General features: G+C 54.5%; 22 protein-coding genes and 2 pseudogenes. 17 read left to right on the top strand and 7 right to left on the bottom strand.

Going from position 1 to position 24634, the window contains the following annotated elements; genetic code table 11:
* Window positions 1-207: 207 nt before the first annotated feature.
* Together tig and bolA are read right to left on the bottom strand one after the other, a co-directional pair.
* Complete coding sequence (gene tig, locus ACQG1K_RS05035) at window positions 208-1506, bottom strand: trigger factor (protein WP_006809881.1); 1299 nt, start codon at window positions 1504-1506, stop codon at window positions 208-210.
* 331 nt (window positions 1507-1837) lie between these two features.
* A complete protein-coding gene (gene bolA / locus ACQG1K_RS05030) occupies window positions 1838-2155 on the bottom strand; it encodes a transcriptional regulator BolA (RefSeq protein ID WP_003859051.1) in 318 nt (105 codons plus the stop codon).
* A 303-nt stretch (window positions 2156-2458) separates the two neighbouring features.
* Here bolA and ACQG1K_RS05025 point away from each other — a divergent pair, with 303 nt between their 5' ends.
* The 7 genes from ACQG1K_RS05025 (at window position 2459) to cyoE (ending at window position 9821) form a co-directional block, all read left to right on the top strand.
* The gene (locus ACQG1K_RS05025; RefSeq protein WP_022647246.1) at window positions 2459-3037 is read left to right on the top strand and encodes a lipoprotein; all 579 of its coding nucleotides are present in this window, start codon (window positions 2459-2461) and stop codon (window positions 3035-3037) included.
* Window positions 3038-3082: 45 nt separating this feature from the next.
* The gene (gene ampG, locus ACQG1K_RS05020; RefSeq protein ID WP_022647245.1) at window positions 3083-4558 is read left to right on the top strand and encodes a muropeptide MFS transporter AmpG; all 1476 of its coding nucleotides are present in this window, start codon (window positions 3083-3085) and stop codon (window positions 4556-4558) included.
* Between the two features lie 478 nt (window positions 4559-5036).
* Entirely contained in the window at window positions 5037-5984 is a 948-nt protein-coding gene (gene cyoA / locus ACQG1K_RS05015; RefSeq protein ID WP_006809886.1) for a cytochrome o ubiquinol oxidase subunit II, read from the top strand.
* 16 nt (window positions 5985-6000) lie between these two features.
* Complete coding sequence (gene cyoB, locus ACQG1K_RS05010) at window positions 6001-7992, top strand: cytochrome o ubiquinol oxidase subunit I (RefSeq protein WP_006809887.1); 1992 nt, start codon at window positions 6001-6003, stop codon at window positions 7990-7992.
* Entirely contained in the window at window positions 7982-8596 is a 615-nt protein-coding gene (locus ACQG1K_RS05005) for a cytochrome o ubiquinol oxidase subunit III (RefSeq protein ID WP_022647243.1), read from the top strand. Before cyoB ends, ACQG1K_RS05005 begins: the two co-directional genes overlap by 11 nt.
* Entirely contained in the window at window positions 8596-8922 is a 327-nt protein-coding gene (locus ACQG1K_RS05000; RefSeq protein WP_006809888.1) for a cytochrome o ubiquinol oxidase subunit IV, read from the top strand. The genes ACQG1K_RS05005 and ACQG1K_RS05000 overlap by 1 nt, the downstream gene beginning before the upstream one ends.
* An 11-nt stretch (window positions 8923-8933) precedes the next feature.
* On the top strand, window positions 8934-9821 hold the full coding sequence (gene cyoE, locus ACQG1K_RS04995) for a heme o synthase (protein ID WP_022647242.1): 888 nt from the start codon (window positions 8934-8936) through the stop codon (window positions 9819-9821).
* 40 nt (window positions 9822-9861) lie between these two features.
* On the opposite strand, the gene fucU is transcribed toward cyoE, so the two are convergent.
* The 3 genes and pseudogenes from fucU to fucI all read right to left on the bottom strand — a co-directional run.
* Window positions 9862-10290, bottom strand: a complete 429-nt coding sequence (fucU, locus tag ACQG1K_RS04990) for an L-fucose mutarotase (protein WP_367075294.1) — start codon at window positions 10288-10290, stop codon at window positions 9862-9864.
* Entirely contained in the window at window positions 10283-11686 is a 1404-nt protein-coding gene (gene fucK / locus ACQG1K_RS04985) for an L-fuculokinase (RefSeq protein WP_367075292.1), read from the bottom strand. Before fucK ends, fucU begins: the two co-directional genes overlap by 8 nt.
* A 49-nt stretch (window positions 11687-11735) precedes the next feature.
* Window positions 11736-13334 (bottom strand): annotated as a pseudogene (gene fucI / locus ACQG1K_RS04980) (L-fucose isomerase); the annotation flags it as partial.
* 33 nt (window positions 13335-13367) lie between these two features.
* Here fucI and ACQG1K_RS04975 point away from each other — a divergent pair.
* From ACQG1K_RS04975 to ACQG1K_RS04950, 6 genes and pseudogenes are all read left to right on the top strand, one after another.
* Window positions 13368-13805 (top strand): annotated as a pseudogene (locus ACQG1K_RS04975) (ABC transporter permease); the annotation flags it as partial.
* Between the two features lie 76 nt (window positions 13806-13881).
* A complete protein-coding gene (locus ACQG1K_RS04970) occupies window positions 13882-14832 on the top strand; it encodes an ABC transporter substrate-binding protein (protein WP_000858088.1) in 951 nt (316 codons plus the stop codon).
* Window positions 14833-14843: 11 nt separating this feature from the next.
* On the top strand, window positions 14844-16433 hold the full coding sequence (locus ACQG1K_RS04965; protein ID WP_367075290.1) for an FGGY-family carbohydrate kinase: 1590 nt from the start codon (window positions 14844-14846) through the stop codon (window positions 16431-16433).
* A 60-nt stretch (window positions 16434-16493) separates the two neighbouring features.
* A complete protein-coding gene (locus tag ACQG1K_RS04960; RefSeq protein WP_023299444.1) occupies window positions 16494-17489 on the top strand; it encodes a LacI family DNA-binding transcriptional regulator in 996 nt (331 codons plus the stop codon).
* A 28-nt stretch (window positions 17490-17517) separates the two neighbouring features.
* On the top strand, window positions 17518-18165 hold the full coding sequence (fucA, locus tag ACQG1K_RS04955) for an L-fuculose-phosphate aldolase (RefSeq protein ID WP_017383181.1): 648 nt from the start codon (window positions 17518-17520) through the stop codon (window positions 18163-18165).
* A gap of 114 nt (window positions 18166-18279) precedes the next feature.
* Complete coding sequence (locus ACQG1K_RS04950) at window positions 18280-19641, top strand: MFS transporter (protein WP_126314646.1); 1362 nt, start codon at window positions 18280-18282, stop codon at window positions 19639-19641.
* A gap of 32 nt (window positions 19642-19673) precedes the next feature.
* Here ACQG1K_RS04950 and ACQG1K_RS04945 read toward each other — a convergent pair whose 3' ends face one another.
* A complete protein-coding gene (locus tag ACQG1K_RS04945; RefSeq protein ID WP_022647233.1) occupies window positions 19674-20165 on the bottom strand; it encodes a YajQ family cyclic di-GMP-binding protein in 492 nt (163 codons plus the stop codon).
* A gap of 125 nt (window positions 20166-20290) precedes the next feature.
* Between ACQG1K_RS04945 and panE the strand changes: the two genes are divergently transcribed.
* Window positions 20291-21202 (top strand): 2-dehydropantoate 2-reductase, encoded by a 912-nt coding sequence (gene panE / locus ACQG1K_RS04940; RefSeq protein ID WP_150312013.1) that lies wholly within the window; start codon window positions 20291-20293, stop codon window positions 21200-21202.
* Window positions 21165-21755: a protein deglycase YajL gene (gene yajL, locus ACQG1K_RS04935; RefSeq protein WP_022647231.1), complete on the top strand. Its 591-nt coding sequence runs from the start codon at window positions 21165-21167 to the stop codon at window positions 21753-21755. The genes panE and yajL overlap by 38 nt, the downstream gene beginning before the upstream one ends.
* Before the next feature lie 87 nt (window positions 21756-21842).
* Here yajL and thiI read toward each other — a convergent pair whose 3' ends face one another.
* Window positions 21843-23291: a tRNA uracil 4-sulfurtransferase ThiI gene (gene thiI / locus ACQG1K_RS04930; RefSeq protein WP_022647230.1), complete on the bottom strand. Its 1449-nt coding sequence runs from the start codon at window positions 23289-23291 to the stop codon at window positions 21843-21845.
* Window positions 23292-23469: 178 nt separating this feature from the next.
* Here thiI and xseB point away from each other — a divergent pair, with 178 nt between their 5' ends.
* A complete protein-coding gene (gene xseB / locus ACQG1K_RS04925; protein ID WP_003859094.1) occupies window positions 23470-23712 on the top strand; it encodes an exodeoxyribonuclease VII small subunit in 243 nt (80 codons plus the stop codon).
* Window positions 23713-24612, top strand: coding sequence for a (2E,6E)-farnesyl diphosphate synthase (gene ispA / locus ACQG1K_RS04920; RefSeq protein ID WP_038415485.1), 900 nt, complete (start codon window positions 23713-23715; stop codon window positions 24610-24612).
* Window positions 24613-24634 lie beyond the last annotated feature (22 nt).

Below are 24634 nucleotides of genomic sequence, written 5' to 3'. Positions count from 1 at the left end.
TGGACGGATTATCAGCCAGTCTCAATCATCGTGATTACATACTAATGGGGGTCGCCATGCCCTATTTCAAGCATAACAACGTTTTGTTGTAACGCTAACACTGAAAGGGCGTTTTAGCACCCTTCCAGGACTAAAGCTGTGATAAAAAAAACCCGTCGCCGGAGGGCAACGGGTTTTTTGTTCAAACTTTAAACCGTTGGGGCGAAATTACGCCTGCTGGTTCATCAGTTCGGTGAAAGAGGTCTCTTTTTCGGTTACTTTCGCTTTCGCCAGTACCGCTTCAACAGCCTGCTCTTCCAGTGCAACGTTGCGCATGTTGTCCATCAGCTCTTTGTTCTTACCGTAGAACTCGATCACTTCTGATGGATCTTCGTATGCAGAAGCCATCTCTTCGATCAGGCCTTTCACACGCTCTTCGTCAGCTTTCAGCTCGTGGGTACGAATCACTTCGCCCAGCAGCAGGCCAACAACAACGCGACGTTTCGCTTGCTCTTCGAACAGCTCGCGTGGCAGTTCCATCGCTTGCTGCTGGTTGCCACCGAAGCGCTGTGCAGCCTGACGGCGCAGAACGTCGATTTCGCTGTCGATCAGGGCAGCAGGAACGTCGATGTCGTTCGCTTTCACCAGACCTTCAATCGCCTGAGACTTCACGCGGTTACGTACAGCGCCGTTCAGCTCGCGCTCCATGTTTTTACGCACTTCAGCACGCAGACCCGCAACAGAACCATCTTCCACGCCGAAACGCTTGATGAATTCTTCAGTCAGTTCTGGCAGTTCGCGCTCTTCAACTTTCTTCAGGTTGATGACGAACTTCGCTGCTTTACCTTTCAGGTTTTCAGCGTGGTATTCTTCAGGGAAGGTCACGTCGATGGTGAACTCTTCGCCTGCTTTGTGGCCTTTGATACCGTCTTCGAAGCCTGGGATCATACGACCCTGGCCCATCGCCAGTACGAAATCAGACGCTTTACCGCCTTCGAACTCTTCGCCGTCTACTGAACCGGTGAAGTCGATGGTTACGCGGTCTTCCGCGTCAACAGCGCCTTCTTTCTCTTTCCAGTTCGCCTGCTGCTTACGCAGGGTATCCAGCATGCCGTCAACGTCTTCGTCAGTCACGGAAACGATCGGTTTTTCAACTTCGATTGATTCCAGACCTTTCAGCTCAACTTCCGGGTACACTTCGAACTCTACGGAATAGGTGAAGTCTTCGCCCTGCTTGTATTCACCTGGAACGTAGTTTGGCGCGCCGGCTGGATTGATTTTTTCTTTGATGATCGCGTCGATAAAGTTGCGGCTCATCAGTTCACCCAGCACATCCTGACGCACGGAAGCGCCATAACGCTGAGCAACAACATTCATTGGTACTTTGCCCTTGCGGAAGCCGTCAATACGTACTTTTTTTGCTACGTTGACCAGCTCGCTTTTCACAGCAGTTTCGATGCTGTCAGCAGCGATAGTAATCGTTACACGGCGGCCAAGGCCTTGAGTGGTTTCAACTGAAACTTGCATCTTGTTACCTCAAAAAAATCACAGTGCTCGGTCAACTCTGAATCTGTCTGTTATACCGGGATGCTCTCTTATGTGCAGATTCACATTCCCTGTCGCCAGAATCATCCCGAAGACATTCAATAAGACGCGGCATTATAGCGGCATCACTTAGGTGAGTCGAGAACGGTTGGAGCATGTTGCTGCGGCTTTTTTCACACTTTAAGGCTATTTTTAGCCTTAAAAACGCGCCATCCGCTCAAAACTCAGACAAAACAAAACGGCCCGAAGGCCGTTTTGACGAAATCTGTAAGCAACATACTGGAAAAACTCCGGCGGTTGCAAATCCGATTTATCAGGCGATGGTGCCTGCACCCCGACAAGGCGGTGATGCGAATACCGTATCCTGCAGCCCTTCCCATTCCTTAATGGTGTAGGTATGCAGCGCCAGCGCATGTACGGTTGTGGAGAGTTCTTCCGTCAAGGTGCTGTAGATCAAGCGGTGTCGGTTCAGGAAACGTTCTCCCGTGAAGCGATCGCTGACCAGAACCACTTTGAAGTGGCTTTCAGAACCTGCCGGCACGTTATGACGATAGCTTTCGTCGACAACTTCGAGAAACACAGGGTTGAACGCTGCCCTTAATTTTTCTTCTATCTGTTCACGTATCATCATGAAATCACTCCTCCGACAACGCTAAGATGTCACCCATCCCTTTAAATATTAGCCGCTTTTACCGGTTCCATTACACCGTGACAACAAATATTTAGCTTTCGTCTGATTTTCTCATCCAAACGGATGAAGTTCACTATGAGGTTCATACGTTTTGTCACTTACAGGCAGAGAAAAGCGGAAAGGTGGTCAGTTTTCGGACAAGGCGATGAATTTACATGCGTTGACCACTTCCCCTGGCCGTTGGCGATGTTATGATGGCGGCAATTTTTCTCTCTTTGCTTACGATTCGTTGAGAACCCGAAAATGTTAAAAAAAATCTTCTTTCCGTTGGTAGCACTCTTTATGCTCGCCGGTTGCGCAACCCCGCCGACGACCATTGACGTTTCACCAAAAATTACCCTGCCTCAGCAGGATCCAAGCCTGATGGGCGTGACGGTCAGCATTAATGGTGCCGATCAGCGTCAGGACCAGGCGCTGGCGAAAGTGACTCGCGACAACCAGCAGGTTACGCTGACCGCTTCCCGCGACCTGCGCTTCCTGTTGCAGGAAGTACTGGAAAAACAGATGACCTCCCGTGGCTACATGATTGGCCCAAGCGGCGCGGTTGATCTGCAAATCATCGTGAACAACCTGTACGCTGACGTCTCCCAGGGTAACGTTCGCTACAACATTGCGACCAAAGCCGATATCTCCATCATCGCTACCGCGAAGAACGGCAACAAGATGAACAAAAACTACCGTGCAAGCTATTCCGTTGAAGGCGCATTCCAGGCCTCCAACAAAAATATCGCTAACGCGGTTAACAGCGTGCTGACTGACACCATTGCCGACATGGCACAGGACACCAGCATTCACGACTTCATCAAGCAGAACGCACGTTAATCCTGCTGACTGACCCGGTGCTTCACCGGGTCAGTTCATAAGAACATGTCCAGTCACTACTTACGCATTTTCCAGCAACCGAAATCAGCTATTCTGCTGATCCTTGGTTTCGCCTCCGGTTTACCCCTTGCGCTCACCTCCGGCACGTTACAGGCGTGGATGACGGTTGAGAACATCGATCTTAAAACCATTGGTTTCTTCTCGCTCGTCGGCCAGGCTTACGTCTTTAAGTTCCTGTGGTCGCCAGTGATGGATCGCTATACCCCACCGTTCCTCGGGCGCCGTCGCGGCTGGTTAGTGATGACGCAGGTGCTGCTGTTGCTCGCCATTGCCGCAATGGGTTTCCTTGAACCGTCAACGCAGCTGCGCTGGATGGCCGCGCTTGCGGTGGTCATCGCCTTCTGCTCCGCCTCGCAGGACATTGTTTTTGACGCCTGGAAAACGGACGTCCTGCCAGCGGAAGAGCGTGGCGCCGGTGCGGCAATCAGCGTGCTCGGCTACCGCCTGGGTATGCTGGTTTCCGGCGGACTCGCACTGTGGCTTGCTGACCGCTATCTCGGCTGGCAGGGCATGTACTGGTTGATGGCCGCACTGCTGATCCCCTGCATTATTGCCACTCTGTTCGCGCCTGAACCGAGCGATGTGATCCCGGTTCCACGCTCGCTGGAGCAGGCCGTCGCCGCACCGCTGCGCGACTTCTTTGGTCGCAATAATGCCTGGCTGATCCTGCTGCTTATTGTCCTTTATAAGCTTGGTGACGCTTTCGCCATGAGTCTGACCACTACCTTCCTGATCCGCGGCGTCGGGTTTGATGCGGGCGAGGTAGGCGTGGTGAACAAAACCCTGGGGCTGTTTGCCACGATTGTCGGCGCGCTGTACGGCGGCGTATTGATGCAGCGCCTGACGCTGTTCCGCGCTCTGCTGATATTTGGCATCCTTCAGGGCGCATCGAATGCCGGTTACTGGCTGCTGTCGATCACCGACAAGAATATGATCAGTATGGGGACGGCGGTATTCTTTGAGAACCTGTGCGGCGGTATGGGCACTGCGGCATTTGTCGCCCTGCTGATGACGCTGTGCAATAAGTCATTTTCCGCTACCCAGTTTGCGCTGCTCTCTGCCCTTTCCGCCGTCGGGCGCGTATACGTTGGCCCCGTCGCGGGCTGGTTTGTTGAAGCCTACGGTTGGCCGACCTTTTATCTCTTCTCGGTGGTGGCGGCCGTGCCGGGGATTTTATTGCTGCTGGTCTGTCGCCAGACGCTGGAATATACCCAGCGGACGGAACACTTCATGCCGCGCACGGAATATCACGCTGCCTATCGGTTTGCCCTGCGTCTGCTAATGGCAGGTTGTCTTGCCCTGGTAGGGTGGCTCACGGTGCTCATCATGAATGCGACTACCGACTTGTCACTTCCTTTTGAAACCCTTCTGCTTGATGCAGGTGTGTTTCTCGCTCTGGCGGGGATCCTGACGGGTGGGATGCTGGATTTCATGTCATTACGAAAGACGCAGATGACATGAAGTAAAAAGCGAAAGGTTATTTCCCGTTGTAATAACAGCCCGAAATTATAACGGTGAAATAACCGCCATCGACAAAAAAAATATTTGTTGTTTTGTGCGGGATAGCATTCGGAAATTATTGGAGCTTATTTCGCTACGCTATTTTTCATTAAACGATTCAGCATTCGAAACATTGAATTTTCGTTTTTTAGTTGTCTTTTTATTGATAATTAATTGTTAACTAATTGTGTGTTTTTCGCAATGGTTATACCAATTGTCCCTTTTGCGGTATGCTGGGGCACCCTTTCGTTATAACGCCCACTCCGTGCGGCTTCCGTCTGGAAACGCGACATAATCTGCAACACTTGTGACATGTGCGGCAGAACCCAGTAACACCTTCCTGACACAGGGCTAATGATGTTTACAGTAATGTAACCTTCCCGTAAAATGCCCCCACACTTTAAACGCCACCAGACTCCCGTGGAATTGAGGTCGTTAAATGAGACTCAGGAAATACAATAAAAGTTTGGGATGGTTGTCATTATTCGCAGGCACTGTATTACTCAGTGGCTGCGATTCTGCACTACTAGACCCCAAAGGACAGATTGGACTGGAACAACGTTCATTGATACTGACGGCTTTTGGCCTGATGTTGATTGTGGTTATTCCTGCCATCTTGATGGCTGTTGGTTTCGCCTGGAAGTATCGTGCGAGCAATAAAGATGCGAAGTATAGCCCTAACTGGTCACACTCCAATAAAGTGGAAGCTGTGGTCTGGACGGTACCTATTCTGATCATCCTGTTCCTTGCTGTACTGACCTGGAAAACCACTCACGCACTTGAGCCGAGCAAACCGCTGGTTCACGATGAAAAACCCATTACCATTGAAGTGGTCTCCATGGACTGGAAATGGTTCTTCATCTATCCAGAACAGGGCATTGCTACCGTGAATGAAATCGCCTTCCCGGCGAACACTCCGGTTCAGTTCAAAGTGACCTCCAACTCCGTAATGAACTCCTTCTTCATCCCACGTCTGGGCAGCCAGATTTACGCGATGGCCGGTATGCAGACTAACCTGCATCTGATTGCGAATGAAGCAGGCACCTACGACGGTATCTCCGCCAGCTATAGTGGCCCGGGCTTCTCGGGTATGAAGTTCAAAGCTATCGCTACGCCAGACCGCGCGACTTTCGACCAGTGGGTTGCAAAAGCGAAGCAGTCTCCAAACACCATGTCTGACATGGCGGCGTTCGAAAAAGTGGCTGCACCTAGCGAATACAACAAGGTGGAGTACTTCTCTAACGTGAAACCGAATCTGTTCAAAGATGTTATTGGCAAATTTATGGATCACGGCATGAGCATGGACATGACCCAGCCTGAAGGCGAGCACAACACGCACCAGGGTATGGAAGGCATGGACATGAGCCACGCGGAAACCGCTCACTAAGGGGCCGAGGAAGAAAATGTTCGGAAAATTGACATTGGATGCGGTGCCGTACCATGAACCCATTATCATGGTTACGATTGCTGCAATTATCATTGGTGGCGCGGCCTTAGTTGGCCTGATCACTTACTTCGGTAAGTGGAGCTACCTGTGGAACGAGTGGCTGACTTCGGTTGACCACAAAAAACTCGGCATCATGTACTGCATCGTCGGTATCGTCATGTTAATTCGTGGCTTTGCGGATGCAATCATGATGCGTAGCCAGCAGGCGCTTGCGTCTGCGGGCGAAGCCGGATTCCTGCCACCGCACCACTACGATCAGATCTTTACCGCTCACGGCGTTATCATGATCTTCTTCGTGGCGATGCCGCTGGTAATCGGTCTGATGAACGTTGTCGTTCCGCTGCAAATCGGCGCGCGCGACGTTGCGTTCCCGTTCCTGAACAACCTGAGCTTCTGGTTCACCGTTGTCGGCGTTATCCTGGTTAACCTGTCACTGGGTGTGGGCGAATTTGCTCAGACCGGCTGGCTGGCCTACCCGCCACTTTCGGGAATTGAGTACAGTCCGGGCGTGGGCGTTGACTACTGGATTTGGGCGCTTCAGCTCTCCGGTGTCGGTACCACCCTGACCGGTATTAACTTCTTCGTGACCATCCTGAAGATGCGTGCACCAGGTATGACGATGTTCAAGATGCCAGTATTTACCTGGGCATCTCTGTGCGCCAACGTCCTGATTATCGCGTCGTTCCCAATTCTGACCGTCACCATCGCGCTGCTGACCCTGGATCGCTATCTGGGTACCCATTTCTTCACGAATGATATGGGTGGCAACATGATGATGTACATCAACCTGATTTGGGCCTGGGGTCACCCGGAAGTGTACATCCTGGTTCTGCCGGTGTTCGGTGTGTTCTCCGAAATCGCGGCAACCTTCTCGCGTAAACGTCTGTTTGGTTACACCTCTCTGGTGTGGGCAACCGTGTGTATTACCGTCCTGTCGTTCATCGTCTGGCTGCACCACTTCTTCACCATGGGTGCGGGCGCCAACGTAAACGCCTTCTTCGGTATTACCACTATGATTATCGCGATCCCGACCGGGGTTAAGATCTTCAACTGGCTGTTCACCATGTACCAGGGCCGTATCCAGTTCCACTCAGCGATGCTGTGGACCATCGGCTTCATCGTGACCTTCTCCGTAGGTGGGATGACCGGCGTGCTGCTGGCGGTTCCGGGCGCTGACTTTGTCCTGCACAACAGTCTGTTCCTGATTGCGCACTTCCATAACGTTATCATCGGCGGCGTCGTCTTCGGCTGCTTCGCAGGTGTGACCTACTGGTGGCCAAAAGCGTTCGGTTTCACCCTGAACGAAAAATGGGGCAAACGCGCGTTCTGGTTCTGGATCATCGGCTTCTTCGTGGCGTTTATGCCGCTGTACGTGCTGGGCTTCATGGGGATGACCCGTCGTCTGAGCCAGCAGATCGATCCGCAGTTCCATCCGATGCTGATGATTGCAGCGGGCGGCGCCGCGCTGATTGCCTGCGGTATCCTGTGCCAGCTGATTCAGTACTACGTGTCTATCCGTGACCGTAACCTGAACCGCGACCTGACCGGTGACCCGTGGGGTGGCCGTACGCTGGAGTGGTCTACCTCTTCTCCACCTCCGTTCTATAACTTTGCCGTAGTGCCGCACATTCATGAGCGTGACGCATTCTGGGAAATGAAAGAAAAAGGTGAAGCGTACAAGCAACCTGAACATTACGAAGAGATCCATATGCCGAAAAACAGCGGTGCGGGCATCGTGATTGCCGCCTTCGCAACGGTATTTGGTTTCGCAATGATCTGGCACATCTGGTGGATGGCGATTGTTGGCTTCGCTGGCATCGTAATCAGCTGGATTGTGAAGAGCTTTGACGAGGACGTGGACTACTACGTACCAGTCCGTGAAGTTGAAAAGCTGGAAAACCAGCATTTTGACGAGATTTCTAAAGCGGGGCTGAAAAATGGCAACTGATACTCTGGCGCACTCGACTGCCCACGCGCATGAACATGCGCACCATGATACAGGACCGACGAAAGTCTTCGGTTTCTGGATCTACCTGATGAGCGACTGCATCCTGTTCTGCTGTCTGTTCGCAACCTATGCCGTTCTGGTGAACGGCACAGCGGGCGGCCCGACCGGTAAGGACATCTTTGAACTGCCGTTCGTTCTGGTTGAAACCGCACTGCTGTTATTCAGCTCCATCACCTACGGCATGGCAGCTATCGCCATGTACAAAAACAACAAAAGCCAGGTTGTTTCCTGGCTGGCGTTGACCTGGTTGTTTGGTGCTGGCTTTATCGGGATGGAAATCTATGAATTCCATCACCTGATTGCGGAAGGCTTTGGTCCGGATCGCAGTGGCTTCCTGTCAGCGTTCTTCGCGCTGGTCGGCACCCACGGTCTGCACGTGACCTCGGGTCTGATCTGGATGGCAGTGCTGATGTTCCAGATCTCCCGTCGCGGCCTGACCAGTACTAACCGTACCCGTATCATGTGCCTGAGCCTGTTCTGGCACTTCCTGGACGTGGTATGGATCTGTGTGTTCTCTGTTGTCTATCTGATGGGGGCGATGTAATGAGTCATTCTAACGATCATGGCGCTTCCCACGGCAGCGTAAAAACCTACATGACAGGTTTCATCCTGTCGATCATCCTGACGGTGATCCCGTTCTGGATGGTGATGAACGGTTCTGCATCTAAGCCGGTTATCCTGGGCGCAATCCTGGTGACCGCGGTGATTCAGATTCTGGTGCATCTGGTTTGCTTCCTGCACATGAACACCAAGTCCGATGAAGGCTGGAACATGACGGCCTTTATCTTTACCGTGATTATCATCGCTATCCTGGTAGTCGGTTCCATCTGGATTATGTGGAACCTTAACTACAACATGATGGTTCACTAAGAGCGGCGAGTATGTTTAAGCAATACCTGCAAGTCACGAAACCAGGCATCATCTTTGGCAACCTGATCTCCGTAATCGGAGGGTTCCTGCTGGCCTCTAAAGGCAGCATTGATTACACCCTCTTTATCTACACGCTGGTCGGTGTGTCACTGGTGGTTGCGTCCGGTTGTGTATTTAACAACTACATCGACATGGATATCGACAAGAAGATGGAAAGGACCAAAAATCGGGTGCTGGTTAAAGGCCTGATTGCTCCTTCCGTCTCGCTGGTGTACGCCACCTTGCTGGGTATTGCTGGCTTTATGCTGCTGTGGTTTGGTGCTAACCCGCTGGCCTGCTGGCTGGGGGTGATGGGGTTCGTGGTGTATGTAGGCGTCTACAGCCTGTATATGAAACGCCACTCCGTCTACGGCACGCTGATTGGTTCTCTCTCCGGCGCTGCGCCGCCGGTGATTGGCTACTGCGCCGTCACGAACGAGTTCGACAGCGGTGCGCTGATCCTGCTGGCTATCTTTAGCCTGTGGCAGATGCCGCACTCCTACGCCATCGCGATTTTCCGCTTTAAGGATTATCAGGCAGCGAACATTCCGGTTCTGCCGGTCGTGAAAGGCATCTCAGTTGCCAAAAACCACATCACGCTGTACATCATCGCTTTTGCCGTGGCAACGCTGATGCTCTCTCTGGGCGGTTACGCCGGATATAAATATCTGGTGGTGGCCGCTGCGGTGAGCGTCTGGTGGCTCGGCATGGCTCTGCGCGGTTACAAAGTGGAAGATGACAAGGTCTGGGCACGCAAGCTGTTTGTGTTCTCGATTGTCGCCATCACCTCCCTGTCCGTGATGATGTCCGTAGACTTCATGGTGCCAGATTCACAAAGCCTGCTGACGTACGTCTGGTAAGAAGACTGAAGTGAAAACGCCGGGTTTAACCCGGCGTTTTTTATTGGTACGGCGTAACCCCTTTCTTTAACAGTATATTACCGTATTTCGCTGTCTCGCCTGTCACCACAATGGCGTACGCTTTCTGTGCCCGCGCATAAAACGCATAACGGTCAATACGCATAATCCCCTCCCCTTCCGCCTCACCAAAGAGTGCGTTGCGATAGCGTGCTTCTACCTGTATATCGAGCGTATCCCCGTCGTCAGGGGCCATCATCACCAGCGGTGGCGCATAGCTGTCGAGTTCAAACAGCGGTATCACCGCGGCCAGCAAATCGCTGATGAGCAGGCCATCTGCGCGGATCGTCTTTGGCCCCAGGCTGTGCGCGGGAAAGTGAGCGTCTGCAAAAATAATCTCGTCACCATGGCCCATCTCTGCCAGCGTTTTCAGCAGCTCGGGTGAAATCAGTGGGGATATCGTTTTAAGCACGGCTTTGCTCCTCAGGATAGAAATAACGGTAACGATAGTGGACCCGATCGCGAGCAGCCTCAGCGCTGGCCGTTTCACCGACGCCCCACCATCCGTACAAAGACGCCCCCAGCACGGTCGTATCTGCATCTTCAAGAACCTTCACCGGGATCCCAAGCGCATTGGACTTGAGCTGATTCCACAGCATATTGCGGCTACCTCCCCCCACCAGCAGGAGTTCACGCGCCTTAAATTGCGCGATCGCCTCCAGCGCCTGGAGTTTTTCTTGCAGATGCACCGTGAGTCCTTCCAGGGCTGCGCGGTAAAAATGGGCTGGCGTGGTGGTGAGCGTAACGCCCTGCCAGCCGGCGAGCGGAGAATCGAGCAACTGGGTATTCATCGTGACGCCATCCGCCCCGTACGGAATTGCCGCCGCCTGAGCCAGAATAGTGTCCCAGTTGACATCAGGCGACCAGAACAGCGCGCGGATCCACTCCAGTACGCCAGACGCCAGATATTGCATTCCCGGATTATAGAGCCCCGTCCGGCTATCCAGTTCGCACGTCGCGCCCGGGTATTGCCCCAGTAAAGCGGTATCAACCTGCGATGTGCGCGCCATTAAAATCTCCCAGGTTCCTGAAGAGAGAACCGGCTCATTAATTCCCGCACCGGCGCCAAAAAGGGCAAACTGCGTATCGTGCCCGGCAGAGATCACCGGCACACCGCAAGGCAATCCGAGTCTGGATGCAGCGTCGGGCTGCAGTTCACCCATCATCTCTCCGGGGGAAACCAGCGGCGGGAAAAGGGAATGAGGCACGCCGATCTTGCTTAAGATCGTTTCGCTGAAGCACCGCTGATGTAGATCGAACATCTGACTGGTACCGGCCATCGTGAGATCGGTCGTCATTTTTCCGGTCAGGCGATGGTTGATTAGCGAGGAGATAAAAAGCCAGGCGTGAGCACGCTGTAACAGATTGGGATGGTTGTACTGAAGCCAGCCTAGCTTATACAACGTGTTGAAACTAAACTGCCCAACGCCGGTGATCTGCTGTAGTTCAGCCGGGGAGCACAAACGGGCAACCGCTTCCATCACCGGCACGGTTCGTGGACATTTCCAGCTGATGATCGGGTAAAGCAGTTCTCCCCGCTCATCCACCAGCGCGCCATCCACGCCAAAGGTCGTCACACTCATTCCGCACAGTTGATGCTTGCTCAGCACTGCGCTGATTTTCTGACAACAGACGGCAAAACGTTGCATGATGGCGTCGAGCGACCACTGGTGCCAGGCCGGATTTTCAGCGGCACTTTCGCTCTCGTTCGCCACCGAGGCTCGCGCCACAATATTCCCTTCAGGATCCAGCGCAATGGCGCGCACGTTCGTCGCGCCACAATCGAGAACCAGAAAACATTTTTTCATTGCGGTCCCCACAGGCTGCCAGTCCACCGGAGCAGGCTGGCAAACCGGCTTATTGTTTGTATAACGGTCCGTAATTTTCACAGGCGCGGTAATCCTGCCCTTCCGGATCCATACCGTGAGCGCCCCAGGCCGTCGGCCGATAAATCAGCGCCTCCGGTACGTTATGCATGCACACGGGAATGCGCAGCATGGACGCCATAGTGATGAAATCAGCACCGACGTGCCCGACGGTTAATACTCCGTGGTTAGCCCCCCAGTTCGCCATCACTGAATAGACGTCGCTGAACGGGCCTTTACCGGTCAGACGTGGGGCAAACCAGGTGGTGGGCCAGGTTGAATCGGTGCGCTTATTCAGAATGTCATGTACTTGTTCCGGCAGCTCAACACTCCAGCCTTCCGCTATCTGTAATACCGGGCCCACCCCCTTGATGAGGTTTACGCGGGTCATGGTAAATGGCACGCCACCTCGGGTGAGGAAGTTTGATGAGAAACCGCCCCCGCGAAAGTATTCATGCACCGCCGGACACCAGTGGGTTGCGGCCAGGCACGCGTTGGCTTCCTGCTCAGTAATGTCCCAGTGTGGTTTCAGGGTCGGTTTCCCCTCGGCGTCTTTCTGCTCCGCTGTACCGTCCAGTGCCGCTGAGCCGGAGTTGATCAGATGAATAATGCCGTGCTCAGCCCGTCCAGTGAGTTTCTGACCGGTAACACGCTCAACCGACTCTGGCGACCAGTAGGTGCGCACGTCGGCAAAGATTTGCGCTGTACCGGTCATCAGATGTCCAAACAGCATTGCTACCCCGTTCAGGCTGTCATTTTCCGTCGCCACCACCAACGGCTGGCGAATACCGTTCCAGTCAAAGGAGCTGTTCAGCAGCGCCTCTGCGGTATCGCCATTTGGATACTGATCCGTCCAGTGGCGCTGTCCCTGGAACCCGGACGCAATGGCGTTATAGCCCAGAGATTCCTCCACGCGGCCCATCGCAGCGAGTTTTGGGTTACCCTGCATCATGTCGCGGATGCACATCGCCATCAGCAGACTCTCCCGCAGGATCGCGGCATTCTCCTGTTCATTGCGACGATACTGCTCCGCGTTTTTATCCTCGCCGAAACGGAAATGTGCTTGCGCCCAGTCCAGGGCCAGCTCAAGTTCTTGCTCGTCGTAAATCTTATGATCGATGCGGCGACGCAGTTCGGTCATATCCACCGCCTGCACCTTCATCCCCAGCCAGGATTCAAAGAAGTTGTGATCGACAATCGAGCCCGCAATCCCCATCGAGACGCCGCCCACCGACAAATAACTTTTCCCCTTCATGCTGGCGACCGCCAGGCCCGCGCGGGCGAAGCGCAACAATTTTTCTTCGACGTCTGCCGGGATGGTCTCGTCGCCCGCATCCTGTACATCGTGGCCATATATGGAAAACGCCGGGATCCCTTTCTGGTTATGCGCCGCCAGTGCCGCCGCGAGATATACTGCCCCCGGACGCTCGGTGCCGTTAAAGCCCCAGATCGCTTTCGGACGCAGCGGATCCATATCAATGGTTTCACTCCCGTAACACCAGCAGGGGGTGACGGTGATCGTCAGACCAACGTGGCACGTGCTGAACTTCTCTTCGCAAGCAGCGGCCTCCGCCATTCCGGCAATGCAGCTACCGTTCCATCGCCGCAAAGCGGAAGTCATACGATGAAAATAAATAAAGCGCTCCTGATGCGTCTGGCGCCTCTTTTTAGCCTGGTATTGCTGGTTCTGTTTTTCAGCTTCAGCTCACCGTTCTTCTTTAATACTGAAAATATCATGACTATCGCCCTGCAAACGGCGGTGATTGGCATCATGGCCATTGGCGTGACCTTTGTGATTATTACCGCCGGGATCGACCTGTCACTCGGATCGGTGGTAGCGTTCTCAGGGGTTGCGGTGGGCATCGCCGCCGGGTTTGGTATGCCGTTGCCGGTCTGTATTCTGGCAGGCGTGCTCGCAGGCGGACTTTGCGGCTATGTGAACGCGTTTCTGGTCACCAAAATGACCATACCACCGTTTATTGCCACCCTCGGCTTAATGATGTCGGTACGCGGCATCAATATGGTGATGACCGATGGCCGCGCGATTTATTTTTCTGACTACCTGGACACGTTACGTAAAAGAATGCGTTAGGTTCTCGATACAACAAGCCCTGCCAACCCTACAACGGAGCAAAATAATGAAAACCAGCCATATCCTGAGCGCCCTGTCGCTCGTTGCCATCCTGTCCAGCAGCGCGCTGGCAAAAGATTTAAACCTGCCGGTGGTCAGTAAAGGTTACCAGCACGAATTCTGGCAGACGGTCAAAATGGGAACGGAAGCTGCCGCAAAAGAGTTGGGTGACAAAACCAGCTACGTTGGCCCTGCCGATGAAACGCAAATCGCCGAACAGATCCAGTTAGTCGAAAACACCATGGCACAAAAGCCAAACGGCCTGTTGCTGGCCGCACTTGATGCAAACGCCCTTGCCCCGCTGGTCGAAACCGCCAACAGCCGGGGGATCAAAGTGGTGACCTTCGACTCGGGCGTGAACTCGGATATCCCGGCCAGCTTTGTCGCCACCAATAACCGTAAGGCGGGCGCACAGGCTGCGGATGCGCTGGCGGAGCAGGTAGGCCAGAAGGGGAAAGTGGGTATTATCGCTCACGTAGCCGGGACGACGTCCGCCATTGAGCGCTCTGAAGGGTTCAGCGAGCGGATGAAAGAGAAGTACCCGAATATTCAGGTACTGCCGGTGCAATACAGCGATGGCGACCCGCAAAAAGCGATGGATAAAACCATTGATATGGTTCAGGCCAACCCGGATATCGCCGGTATTTATGCCACCAACGAAGGCTCAACCCTGGGCGTTGCGAACGCTATCGACAGCCAGAATCTGAAGGGCAAAGTAAAAGTCATCGGTTTTGACAGCACCGAAGCCATCATTAACTTCCTTAAAAACGGTGTGATTCAGGGCTTCGTGGTGCAGGACGCCTATCAGATTGGTTATCAGGGCATAAAAGCGCTGAACGCGGTGATTTCCGGACAGACGGTGGCCAAAGAAATTGATATTCCAGTGAAATATGTCAATGCGCAGAATATCAACACGCCTGAAATTGATAAACTGCTGCATCCGTTTGGTAAAAAATAAGGAAGTTCATGATGAGTGACGGCTATTTCCTCGGGGTTGATGTAGGTTCAGCCAGCGTTCGTGCAGGGCTTTACTCTGCGCAAGGCGAGCGTTTGAGCTTCGCGACCCGTCCGATTTCGCAGTTTCACGCCAGCAATGCGCGCGTGGAACAATCCTCTGTGGAAATCTGGCAGCAGGTTTGTGCGGTGGTGCGGGAAGCCGTCGACTCCTCTGGGATTTCACCTGACGCCATTCGTTCGATTGGCTTCGACGCCACGTGCTCGCTGGTCGCGCTGGATGCTGACGGTAACGGCCTGAGCGTCTCCCCGGACAGTCCGGCATCGCAGGACATCATTATGTGGATGGATCATCGTGCTCACGAAGAAACCGTTCACATCAATGCCACACGCGATCCGGCCCTGTGCTACGTGGGCGGCGAGGTCAGCATCGAGATGGAGTTGCCAAAACTGCTGTGGTTGCAGCGGCATCATCCTGAAACCTGGAATCAGGCCTGGCGCTTTTACGACCTTGCCGATTTTCTGGTCTGGAAAGCGACGGGCCAGGACGTCGCCAGCCTGTGCACCCTCACCTGCAAATGGAACTACCTTGCGCATGAGGCGCAGTTCAGCGAATCGCTGCTCAGGGCGGTGGGGCTGGAAAACTTACTGACAAAAATTCCCGGCACTATTCTGGACGTCGCTGAATGCGTCGGGAAACTTAGCCCGCAGGCAGCGCAAGCTCTGGGTTTGTCCGAAGAAGTGGTTGTGGCAAGCGGCATGATCGATGCCCACGCGGGTGGCGTGGCGCTGACGGGCTCACACCCGGAAGGCACGCTGGCGCTCATCAGCGGAACCTCGAACTGCCATATGCTTGCCAGTCAGACGGAGATCCATACGCCCGGCGTCTGGGGACCTTACTGGAGCGCCATGCTGCCGGGCTACTGGCTGACGGAAGGCGGGCAAAGTGCTGCCGGGGCGCTGGTCGACTGGACGTTGCGCGAGCACGGAGTCAGCGCAGAGCTGTTTGCAAAAGCAGAAGCGGCGCAATGCCATCCGGTGGCATTACTCAACGACTGGGTAGCCGCGCTTGAGCAGGAAGAAAAATATCCCACCCGCAACCTGCACATTCTGGCCGATCACCACGGCAACCGCTCGCCGCGTTCGCGTCCTGATGCCCGGGGCAGCGTAGTCGGTCTGACATTAGAGACCGGTGAGCGCGGGCTGGCGAGGCTCTATCTGGCTACGCTACAGGCCATTGCCTACGGCACACGACACATTATGGATACTCTGAAACATCATGGGCACACCTTGTCGCGCATTGTCATTTGTGGTGGAGCTACTCATAACCGGCTCTGGCTGCGGGAGTATGCCGATGCCACAGGCTGCAATATTCACCTTTTAGCCGAAGAAGATGCGGTCACTCTCGGCGCGGCCATTTGCGGCGCTGTGGCGAGCGGTGCATGGGCAACGCTTACCGACGCCACCCGGGAAATGGTCAAAGCCGGCGATATCATCACCCGTCGGCCGGAAACCGCGGCCTTCCACCGGCAAAAATATGAGGCGTACCTGATGCTGTGGACCCAGCAACAGGCGCTTAATCTCCTGATGCAGCAGGAAATGTAATGGCAGGATGCGTATGCTTTATCAGCAGTTTTTACGTACGTTAAGGATTGAGGCGTAGCGATGGCCAAAACAGTTGAACAGATAGCGAAGGATCTGAATTTATCCGTCACCACCGTGCGGCTGGTACTGAGCGGGAAAGCCGAACAGTATCGGATCAGTGTGAAAACACAGTCCCGAATTAATGAACACGTCGAGCGCTTCGGCTATACCCTCAACCATTCGGCGCGCAGTCTGAAGTTAAACAAAACCGAGACGCTGGGGCTCATCGTGCCCAACATCTCAAACGTGTTCTTTGCAACGCTCGCCGAGAAACTCGAACTGCGCTGCCGCCGTTCGGGTTACCAGCTGATGATCAGCTGTACTTACAACGATGTGGATTACGAAAACAAGCTGGTAAAAGCTCTGATGGCGCGCAACGTGGACGGCTTATTTATCGTTCCCTCGACGCTGGAAAATCAGCAGCATCATTTGCGGCAGATCCAAAAGCCACTGGTGCTCCTTGACCGGGATTTTGGCTTTACTGACAACGCGCTGGTAGAGAGTCATAACGAGGCTGGGGGGGATGAACTGGCCCGCAATATGCTGGAAGAGTGCAAAACGCCGCTCTGGTTCCTTGTGGGCGATACCGCACTGCCCAGCATTACGGACCGTCTGAACGGCTATTTGCAGGCCCTGAAAACAGCCGGTATACACCATCGCGAGTGGGTCATCGAAGGGCCGGACAATACGCCGGAGGGGGGATATGCCCTGATGGATTCGCTTATCGACAGCCAGGGTGTTCCGCAGGCGTTTATCGCCTCATCGTTACCCGTCCTGGAAGGGGCAATCGAAGCCCTGCGGACGCGTACCGGTACCGTGCCTCAACACATCAATATTGGCACCTTCGATGAGCACCCCATGCTGGGGTTCCTGCCTAACAGCGTCTGGTCCATGCAGCAGGATGAAGATACCTGGGCGGAAAAAGCGTTTGAACTGATGCAGCGAGCCATCGACGGCGAAGCGGTCAACGAGACGGCGAAAGTCGATATGAAGCTGGTCAAACGTTCCCGCCAGTAAAAATAAAACTGTACCCGGAGAATAAAAAATGGAACGAGCCCGATTAGCCAGAGACATTATCGACACCTGCCTTGAGATGACCCGCATGGGATTAAATCAGGGCACCGCCGGGAATATCAGCGTTCGCTATCGCGACGGTATGCTGATTACGCCGACCGGAATTCCCTACGAGCATCTGACCGAAGAGAGTATCGTCTATGTCGATGCACAGGGGCGACACGAAGAGGATAAACTACCCTCCAGCGAATGGCGTTTTCATCAGGTTGTGTATCAGACCCGCCCGGATGCTAACGCCGTCGTCCATAACCATGCGGTTAACTGTACCGCCGTCTCGATACTCAACCGCCCCATTCCTGCTATTCACTATATGATTGCCGCCGCCGGGGGAAACTCCATTCCCTGCGCGCCTTACGCGACCTTCGGGACGCGCGCGCTGTCAGAGCATGTCGCGGTCGCGTTACGCGATCGCAAAGCGACGCTATTACAGCACCACGGTCTGATCACCTGCGAAGAAAATCTTGAGAAGGCACTGTGGCTGGCGCAGGAGGTAGAGGTGCTGGCAAAACTCTACCTGGCCACGCTGGCGATCGTGGATCCCGTTCCGGTACTCAGTGACGATGAAATTGCCATTGTTCTTGAGAAATTTAAAAGCTACGGGTTGCGCGTCGAGGCGTAATTTTTTATCCGGGGGTGCTTTTATCACACCCTCGTAATATCTCTTAAACAAACACCTATTTACCGCACTTATCACCCCGCCTAAACTATGGCCTGCTTTTTGGTAGAGGTGGTAATGAACGATTATAAAATGACGCCAGGCGAACTGCGTGCGACCTGGGGTTTAGGGACTGTTTTCTCGCTGCGGATGCTTGGCATGTTTATGGTCCTGCCCGTTCTGACCACATATGGCATGGCGTTACAGGGTGCCAGCGAAGCGCTGATTGGTCTGGCGATCGGTATCTACGGCCTGGCGCAGGCGATATTCCAGATCCCCTTTGGCCTGCTCTCCGACCGCGTGGGTCGCAAACCGCTGATTGTCGGCGGGCTGCTGGTGTTTGTACTTGGCAGCATCATCGCTGCCCTCTCCCACTCCATCTGGGGAATTATTCTTGGCCGCGCCCTGCAAGGTTCCGGGGCGATTGCCGCCGCCGTGATGGCGCTGCTGTCAGATTTAACCCGCGAGCAAAACCGCACCAAAGCCATGGCGTTTATTGGCGTCAGCTTCGGCGTTACGTTTGCCATTGCCATGGTGCTGGGGCCGATTATTACCCATTCACTCGGCCTGCACGCCCTGTTCTGGATGATAGCCGTGCTGGCAACCATCGGGATCGCACTCACGCTGTGGGTTGTGCCGGACAGTAAAAACCATGTCCTGAACCGTGAATCCGGGATGGTCAAAGGCTGCTTCAGCAAAGTCATCGTCGAGCCGCGCCTGCTTAAGCTGAACTTCGGCATTATGTGCCTGCACATTCTGCTGATGTCCACCTTTGTCGCCCTGCCCGGTCAACTTGCCGCAGCAGGTTTCCCGGCGGCAGAGCACTGGAAAATTTATCTGGTCACAATGCTGGTCTCGTTTGTCTCCGTTGTGCCCTTCATTATTTACGCCGAAGTGAAGCGCAAAATGAAACGCGTCTTCGTGGGCTGCGTGGCGTTACTGTTGATTGCCGAGATTGTGCTGTGGGGCGCCGGCCCACATTTCTGGGAGCTGATCGCAGGCGTACAGCTGTTCTTCCTGGCGTTTAATCTGATGGAGGCCCTGCTGCCGTCGCTTATCAGCAAAGAGTCTCCGGCAGGATACAAAGGCACCGCGATGGGCATTTACTCCACCAGCCAGTTTCTCGGCGTGGCGATCGGCGGGTCCCTCGGCGGCTGGGTGGACGGTCTTTTTGATTCTCAGACCGTGTTCCTCGCCGGTGCGCTACTGGCGATGCTCTGGCTGTTTGTTGCCAGCACCATGAAAGAGCCGCGCTATGTGAGTAGCCTGCGGGTAGAAATTCCCGATGACGTGGCAATCGGTGACGCGTTACAACAGCGTCTGGAAGCGACAGAGGGCGTGAGCGAAGTGCTGATTGTCCCGGAAGAGCGCAGTGCGTATGTCAAAATTGACAGCAAAGTGACTAACCGCTTTGAGGTAGAGCAGGCGCTGAAGGCCTGAAAAAATGCCCGGTTTAGCCGGGCATAATTGTCTTAATCGCGGAAGTTTTTAAACTGGAATGGCTGACCGAGATCGCCGCCACGCACCAGCGCCATCACGGATTGCAGGTCATCACGGGATTTTCCGGTCACGCGGATCTCTTCCCCCTGGATCTGCGCCTGCACTTTCAGCTTACTGTCTTTGATAAGCTTAACGATTTTTTTCTGTACCGCGCTTTCAATCCCCTGCTTCAGCTTCGCTTCTACAAACCAGGTTTTGCCGCTGTGAACAAAATCTTCAGGTACATCAAGTGAGGTCCCTTCAATGCCGCGCTTGAGCAGCTTGGCGCGCAGGATATCCAGCAGTTGGTTGACCTGGAAATCAGACTCACTCAGGACTTTGATTGTCTTGTTCGCGTCGTTGAGTTCAATGGTCGCCTCAACGCCACGAAAATCGAAACGTGACTCCACTTCACGAATAGCATTATCTACGCCGTTACGCGCTTCCTGCAGATCAACTTCAGAAACAATATCGAAAGATGGCATCTTTTCTTCTCCCTTCATTTTTGTTGCGTTGCATAATACCTGCAACGAGGCATAACGAGAAGCTTAGCTGATGGCGCTATACTTAGCGTCTTAGCACCTGGCGCAGTTGCAGGTGAGGAGGAACAATGAAAGTAACAGTGCTTGGATGCGGCGCCCTTGGTCAACTCTGGCTTAGCGCGCTATGCAAACAGGGACACGACGTTCAGGGCTGGCTGCGAATTCCCCAACCCTATTGCAGTGTGAATGTGATAGGTACAGACGGTTCAATTTTTAACGAGTCTTTGACGGCAAACGATCCGGAATTTCTCGCGAGCAGCGATCTGCTGCTGGTCACGCTGAAGGCCTGGCAGGTCTCCGATGCGGTGAAAAGCCTGGCCGCCCAATTACCTGAAAGCACGCCAGTCCTGCTGATTCACAACGGTATGGGTACCATTGAAGAGCTAAAGTCTGTCCGGCAACCGCTGCTGATGGGAACAACCACCCACGCGGCACGCCGCGACGGTAACGTCATTATTCATGTTGCCAGTGGCATCACCCATATCGGCCCGGCGCGTGAACAGCCCGGCGATTACAGCTATCTTGCGGATACCCTGCAAAGCACGCTGCCTGACGTCGCCTGGCACAATAACATTCGCGCAGAACTGTGGCGCAAACTGGCGGTCAACTGCGCGATCAATCCGCTGACTGCCCTGCTGGATTGCCCTAACGGTGATCTGCGCCAGCATCCCGATCGGTTAGCGCTGATTTGCCGGGAAGTTGCCGCCGTTATTGAACGCGAAGGCTACCACACCTCAGAGTCTGATTTACGTTATTATGTCGACCAGGTCATTGAGAGTACGGCAGAAAATATCTCTTCAATGTTGCAGGATGTCCGGGCGATGCGGCATACCGAAATTGATTACATTACCGGTTATCTGTTAAAACGCGCCCGGGCTCACGGCATTACCGTTGCGGAAAACAGCCGTCTGTTTGAGTTAGTTAAACGAAAGGAGAGTGAGTATGAGCGCATCGGCACTGGTATGCCTCGCCCCTGGTAGCGAAGAGACAGAAGCGGTCACCACCATTGATTTGATGGTACGTGGTGGTATTAAGGTTACCACCGCCAGCGTCGCCAGCGACGGAAGTCTGGCGATTACCTGCTCGCGTGGGGTCAAGATCCTGGCAGATGCACCGCTTGTACAGGTGGCGGACGGTGATTACGACATTATCGTGCTGCCGGGCGGTCTGAAGGGCGCGGAGTGTTTCCGCGACAGCCCGCTGCTGGTTGAAACCGTTCGTCAGTTTCATCTTTCCGGGCGTATCGTCGCGGCAATCTGTGCGGCCGCAGGCACGGTACTGGTTCCGCACGACATTTTCCCCATCGGCAATATGACCGGCTTCCCAGGCCTGAAGGATACGATTCCGGAAGACCAGTGGGTGGATAAACGCGTGGTCTGGGATCCGCGCGTTAACCTGCTCACCAGCCAGGGGCCGGGTACCGCCATTGATTTTGGCCTGAAGATTATTGACCTGCTGGTCGGGCGCGAAAAAGCGTACGAAGTGGCGTCATCGCTGGTGATGGCGGCAGGGATTTATAACTACTACGAGTAAAAAAAGCCGGGCGGCGGCTACGCCTTACCCGGCCTACAAGTGTACGGTACCGTAGGCCCGGTAAGCAAAGCGCCACCGGGCAATAGGCTACGGGCGATACACCTTCACGTTCGCGAAGCCCTGCTCGCGCAGGTACAGCGCCTGTAAACGGCTCATGACCCCACGTTCGCACCACAGCAGATACGTTTTGCTCTGGTCGAGATCGCCAAACTGGGTGCTCAGTTTGTAGAACGGCAGCGAAACCACCTCGACGCCTTCCACCTGCAACGGCTTGTCATCCTGCTCATCAACAGAACGAATATCCAGAATCGTATCGTTAGCACCGAAGCCGCTGACCGTCTCCACCTCAACTACGTCCTGCTCGGTCTGCTGGGCGATCTCACGGATATCGATGTTGGACGCTTCCGCCACCACTTTTTCCAGGATGCTGAAATCGAAGTTCTCTTCTTCCGCTTCGATCTTCGCCTTCACCGCTTTAATGGTTGGACTTTTTGAGATCACGCCGCAATATTCCGGCATGGTGCGGGCAAAATCTTCAGTACCGATTTTACGCGCCAGATCGATGATGTGCTCTTTATCGTGAGAGATCAGCGGACGCAGGATCAGCGTATCAGACACGTTGTCGATAAGGCGCAGGTTGGTCAGCGTCTGGCTGGAGACCTGCCCCAGTGCTTCACCGGTGACCAGCGCCTGCACGCCGTAGCGCTCAGCCACTTTGGACGCCGCACGCACCATCATACGTTTCAGGACCACGCCCATCTGGCCGTCATCCACTTTCTCAAGAATTTCGCCGACCACCGGCTCAAAGTTGATCGCCACGAAACGCACGCGGTGAGAGCTGCCGAAGCGGTTCCACAGGTAATGCGCCACCTGACGTACGCCGATTTCGTGCGCCGCGCCGCCCAGATTAAAGAAGCAGTAGTGCACGCGGCAGCCGCGACGCATCAGCATATAGCTGGAAACGCCGGAGTCGAACCCGCCGGAGATCAGCGACAGCACATCTTCTTGCGTGCCGATCGGGAAGCCGCCAATACCTTCATAACGGCCCTTAACCAGCAGCAGGCGATCGTTTTCGATCTCAAGATTAACGGTAACGTCCGGATTAGTCAGGCGCACGCGCGCCGTCTCAACGTGCTGGTTCAGACCGCCGCCGACATAGCGCTCAACGTCAATGGAGCTAAACTCATGCTTACCACGGCGCTTCACGCGTACGCAGAACGTTTTCCCTTCGATCTGATCGCGGTACTGTACCAGCGCCTTTTCGAAGATATCGTGCATATCGGTGAAGGGAACGTCTTCCACTTCCAGAATATGGTGAATACCCGGGATACGGGTCAGCGCGTCGCGAATATCAAGACGTTTGTTTTCGTCTTTCGCGCGGACTTCAACGTGGTCCCAGTGACGCACCACGGCGAGCGTTTCGTCGTAGTGTTTTAATACGTTACGAATGTTCCCGGTGAGAATTTTAATAAAGCGCAAACGCACGGATTGGCTTTTGATGGTGATTTCAGGGAACAATTTAATGATAAACTTCATGGCGGCAATGTTTCTTAGGCAAGCTTATAAAGGCTTGTAGTGGAAAATGATACAGCAGCCCACACCCGTGGCTGCATCCAGGCGCGCAAGTATACCACCATCGCGCCACTCGCGTTATTTGATAATTGCCCCGAGTCCGTTACCATGTCAGGGCGAAAAATTTAAGAGTCAATTCACTATGCCGAAGAAAAACGACGCACCGGCCAGTTTCGAAACTGCGCTGAGTGAACTGGAGCAGATCGTTACCCGTCTTGAGAGCGGCGATCTCCCGCTGGAAGACGCGCTCAACGAATTTGAACGCGGCGTGCAGCTCGCGCGCCAGGGGCAGGTAAAACTCCAGCAGGCCGAGCAGCGTGTGCAGATCCTGCTTTCCGACAGCGAAGACGCTAAAACCACGCCATTCACACCGGACGCCGAGTAAATGGATTTTTCCAACGCGCTTCAGGCGCGCGTCATCCGCGCCAACGACGCGCTGCGCCGTTTCATTGAGCCGCAGCCTTTTCAGAACACTCCTCTGGTTGAAGCCATGCACTATGGCGCACTCTTGGGGGGTAAACGCCTGCGTCCGTTCCTGGTGTATGCCACGGGCAACATGTTCGGTATCAGCGATAACACGCTGGACGCCCCGGCAGCCGCCGTGGAGTGTATCCACGCCTATTCGCTGATCCACGATGATTTGCCGGCCATGGACGATGACGATCTGCGTCGCGGTCAGCCGACCTGCCACATTAAGTTCGGCGAAGCGAATGCCATTCTGGCGGGTGATGCGCTGCAAACCCTGGCGTTCTCCATTCTGAGCGATGCGCCGATGGTTGAAGTGAGCGATCGCGATCGTCTGGCAATGGTGTCCGAACTGGCAATGGCCAGCGGCGTCGCCGGGATGTGCGGCGGCCAGGCGCTGGATTTAGAGGCTGAAGGTCGTCAGGTGACTCTGGAACAGCTGGAACGCATCCACCGTCACAAAACGGGCGCCCTGATTCGGGCAGCCGTTCGTCTGGGCGCGTTGAGCGCGGGTGAACGCGGGCGTAAAGCCCTGCCGGTTCTGGACAGATACGCAGAAAGTATCGGTCTGGCATTCCAGGTTCAGGATGACATTCTGGATGTGGTGGGCGATACTGCAACATTGGGAAAACGCCAGGGTGCGGATCAGCAGCTTGGCAAAAGTACCTACCCCGCCCTGTTGGGCCTTGAGCATGCCCAACGTAAAGCCCGGGATCTGATAGACGATGCCCGCCGGTCACTGAATGAGCTGGCCGCGCAATCGCTGGATACCTCGGCACTGGAAGCGCTAGCGGACTACATAATCCAGCGTAATAAATAAACTATATATCTCGATGAGCCTT

Origin of the sequence: Enterobacter cloacae complex sp. 402C9 (assembly GCF_050030745.1) — a bacterium.
Taxonomy (GTDB): domain Bacteria; phylum Pseudomonadota; class Gammaproteobacteria; order Enterobacterales; family Enterobacteriaceae; genus Enterobacter; species Enterobacter intestinihominis.
The sequence above is the reverse complement of the archived record's forward strand: the minus strand, read 5'-3'. Positions and strand labels throughout refer to the sequence as shown.

Excerpts from the sequence above, each read along its gene's own strand:
- tig (WP_006809881.1), bottom strand. The coding sequence starts at position 1,506 with ATGCAAGTTTCAGTTGAAACCACTCAAGGCCTTGGCCGCCGTGTAACG.
- bolA (WP_003859051.1), bottom strand. The coding sequence starts at position 2,155 with ATGATGATACGTGAACAGATAGAAGAAAAATTAAGGGCAGCGTTCAAC.
- ACQG1K_RS05025 (WP_022647246.1), top strand. The coding sequence starts at position 2,459 with ATGTTAAAAAAAATCTTCTTTCCGTTGGTAGCACTCTTTATGCTCGCC.
- ampG (WP_022647245.1), top strand. The coding sequence starts at position 3,083 with ATGTCCAGTCACTACTTACGCATTTTCCAGCAACCGAAATCAGCTATT.
- cyoA (WP_006809886.1), top strand. The coding sequence starts at position 5,037 with ATGAGACTCAGGAAATACAATAAAAGTTTGGGATGGTTGTCATTATTC.
- cyoB (WP_006809887.1), top strand. The coding sequence starts at position 6,001 with ATGTTCGGAAAATTGACATTGGATGCGGTGCCGTACCATGAACCCATT.
- ACQG1K_RS05005 (WP_022647243.1), top strand. The coding sequence starts at position 7,982 with ATGGCAACTGATACTCTGGCGCACTCGACTGCCCACGCGCATGAACAT.
- ACQG1K_RS05000 (WP_006809888.1), top strand. The coding sequence starts at position 8,596 with ATGAGTCATTCTAACGATCATGGCGCTTCCCACGGCAGCGTAAAAACC.
- cyoE (WP_022647242.1), top strand. The coding sequence starts at position 8,934 with ATGTTTAAGCAATACCTGCAAGTCACGAAACCAGGCATCATCTTTGGC.
- fucK (WP_367075292.1), bottom strand. The coding sequence starts at position 11,686 with ATGAAAAAATGTTTTCTGGTTCTCGATTGTGGCGCGACGAACGTGCGC.
- ACQG1K_RS04970 (WP_000858088.1), top strand. The coding sequence starts at position 13,882 with ATGAAAACCAGCCATATCCTGAGCGCCCTGTCGCTCGTTGCCATCCTG.
- ACQG1K_RS04965 (WP_367075290.1), top strand. The coding sequence starts at position 14,844 with ATGAGTGACGGCTATTTCCTCGGGGTTGATGTAGGTTCAGCCAGCGTT.
- ACQG1K_RS04960 (WP_023299444.1), top strand. The coding sequence starts at position 16,494 with ATGGCCAAAACAGTTGAACAGATAGCGAAGGATCTGAATTTATCCGTC.
- fucA (WP_017383181.1), top strand. The coding sequence starts at position 17,518 with ATGGAACGAGCCCGATTAGCCAGAGACATTATCGACACCTGCCTTGAG.
- ACQG1K_RS04950 (WP_126314646.1), top strand. The coding sequence starts at position 18,280 with ATGAACGATTATAAAATGACGCCAGGCGAACTGCGTGCGACCTGGGGT.
- ACQG1K_RS04945 (WP_022647233.1), bottom strand. The coding sequence starts at position 20,165 with ATGCCATCTTTCGATATTGTTTCTGAAGTTGATCTGCAGGAAGCGCGT.
- panE (WP_150312013.1), top strand. The coding sequence starts at position 20,291 with ATGAAAGTAACAGTGCTTGGATGCGGCGCCCTTGGTCAACTCTGGCTT.
- yajL (WP_022647231.1), top strand. The coding sequence starts at position 21,165 with ATGAGCGCATCGGCACTGGTATGCCTCGCCCCTGGTAGCGAAGAGACA.
- thiI (WP_022647230.1), bottom strand. The coding sequence starts at position 23,291 with ATGAAGTTTATCATTAAATTGTTCCCTGAAATCACCATCAAAAGCCAA.
- xseB (WP_003859094.1), top strand. The coding sequence starts at position 23,470 with ATGCCGAAGAAAAACGACGCACCGGCCAGTTTCGAAACTGCGCTGAGT.
- ispA (WP_038415485.1), top strand. The coding sequence starts at position 23,713 with ATGGATTTTTCCAACGCGCTTCAGGCGCGCGTCATCCGCGCCAACGAC.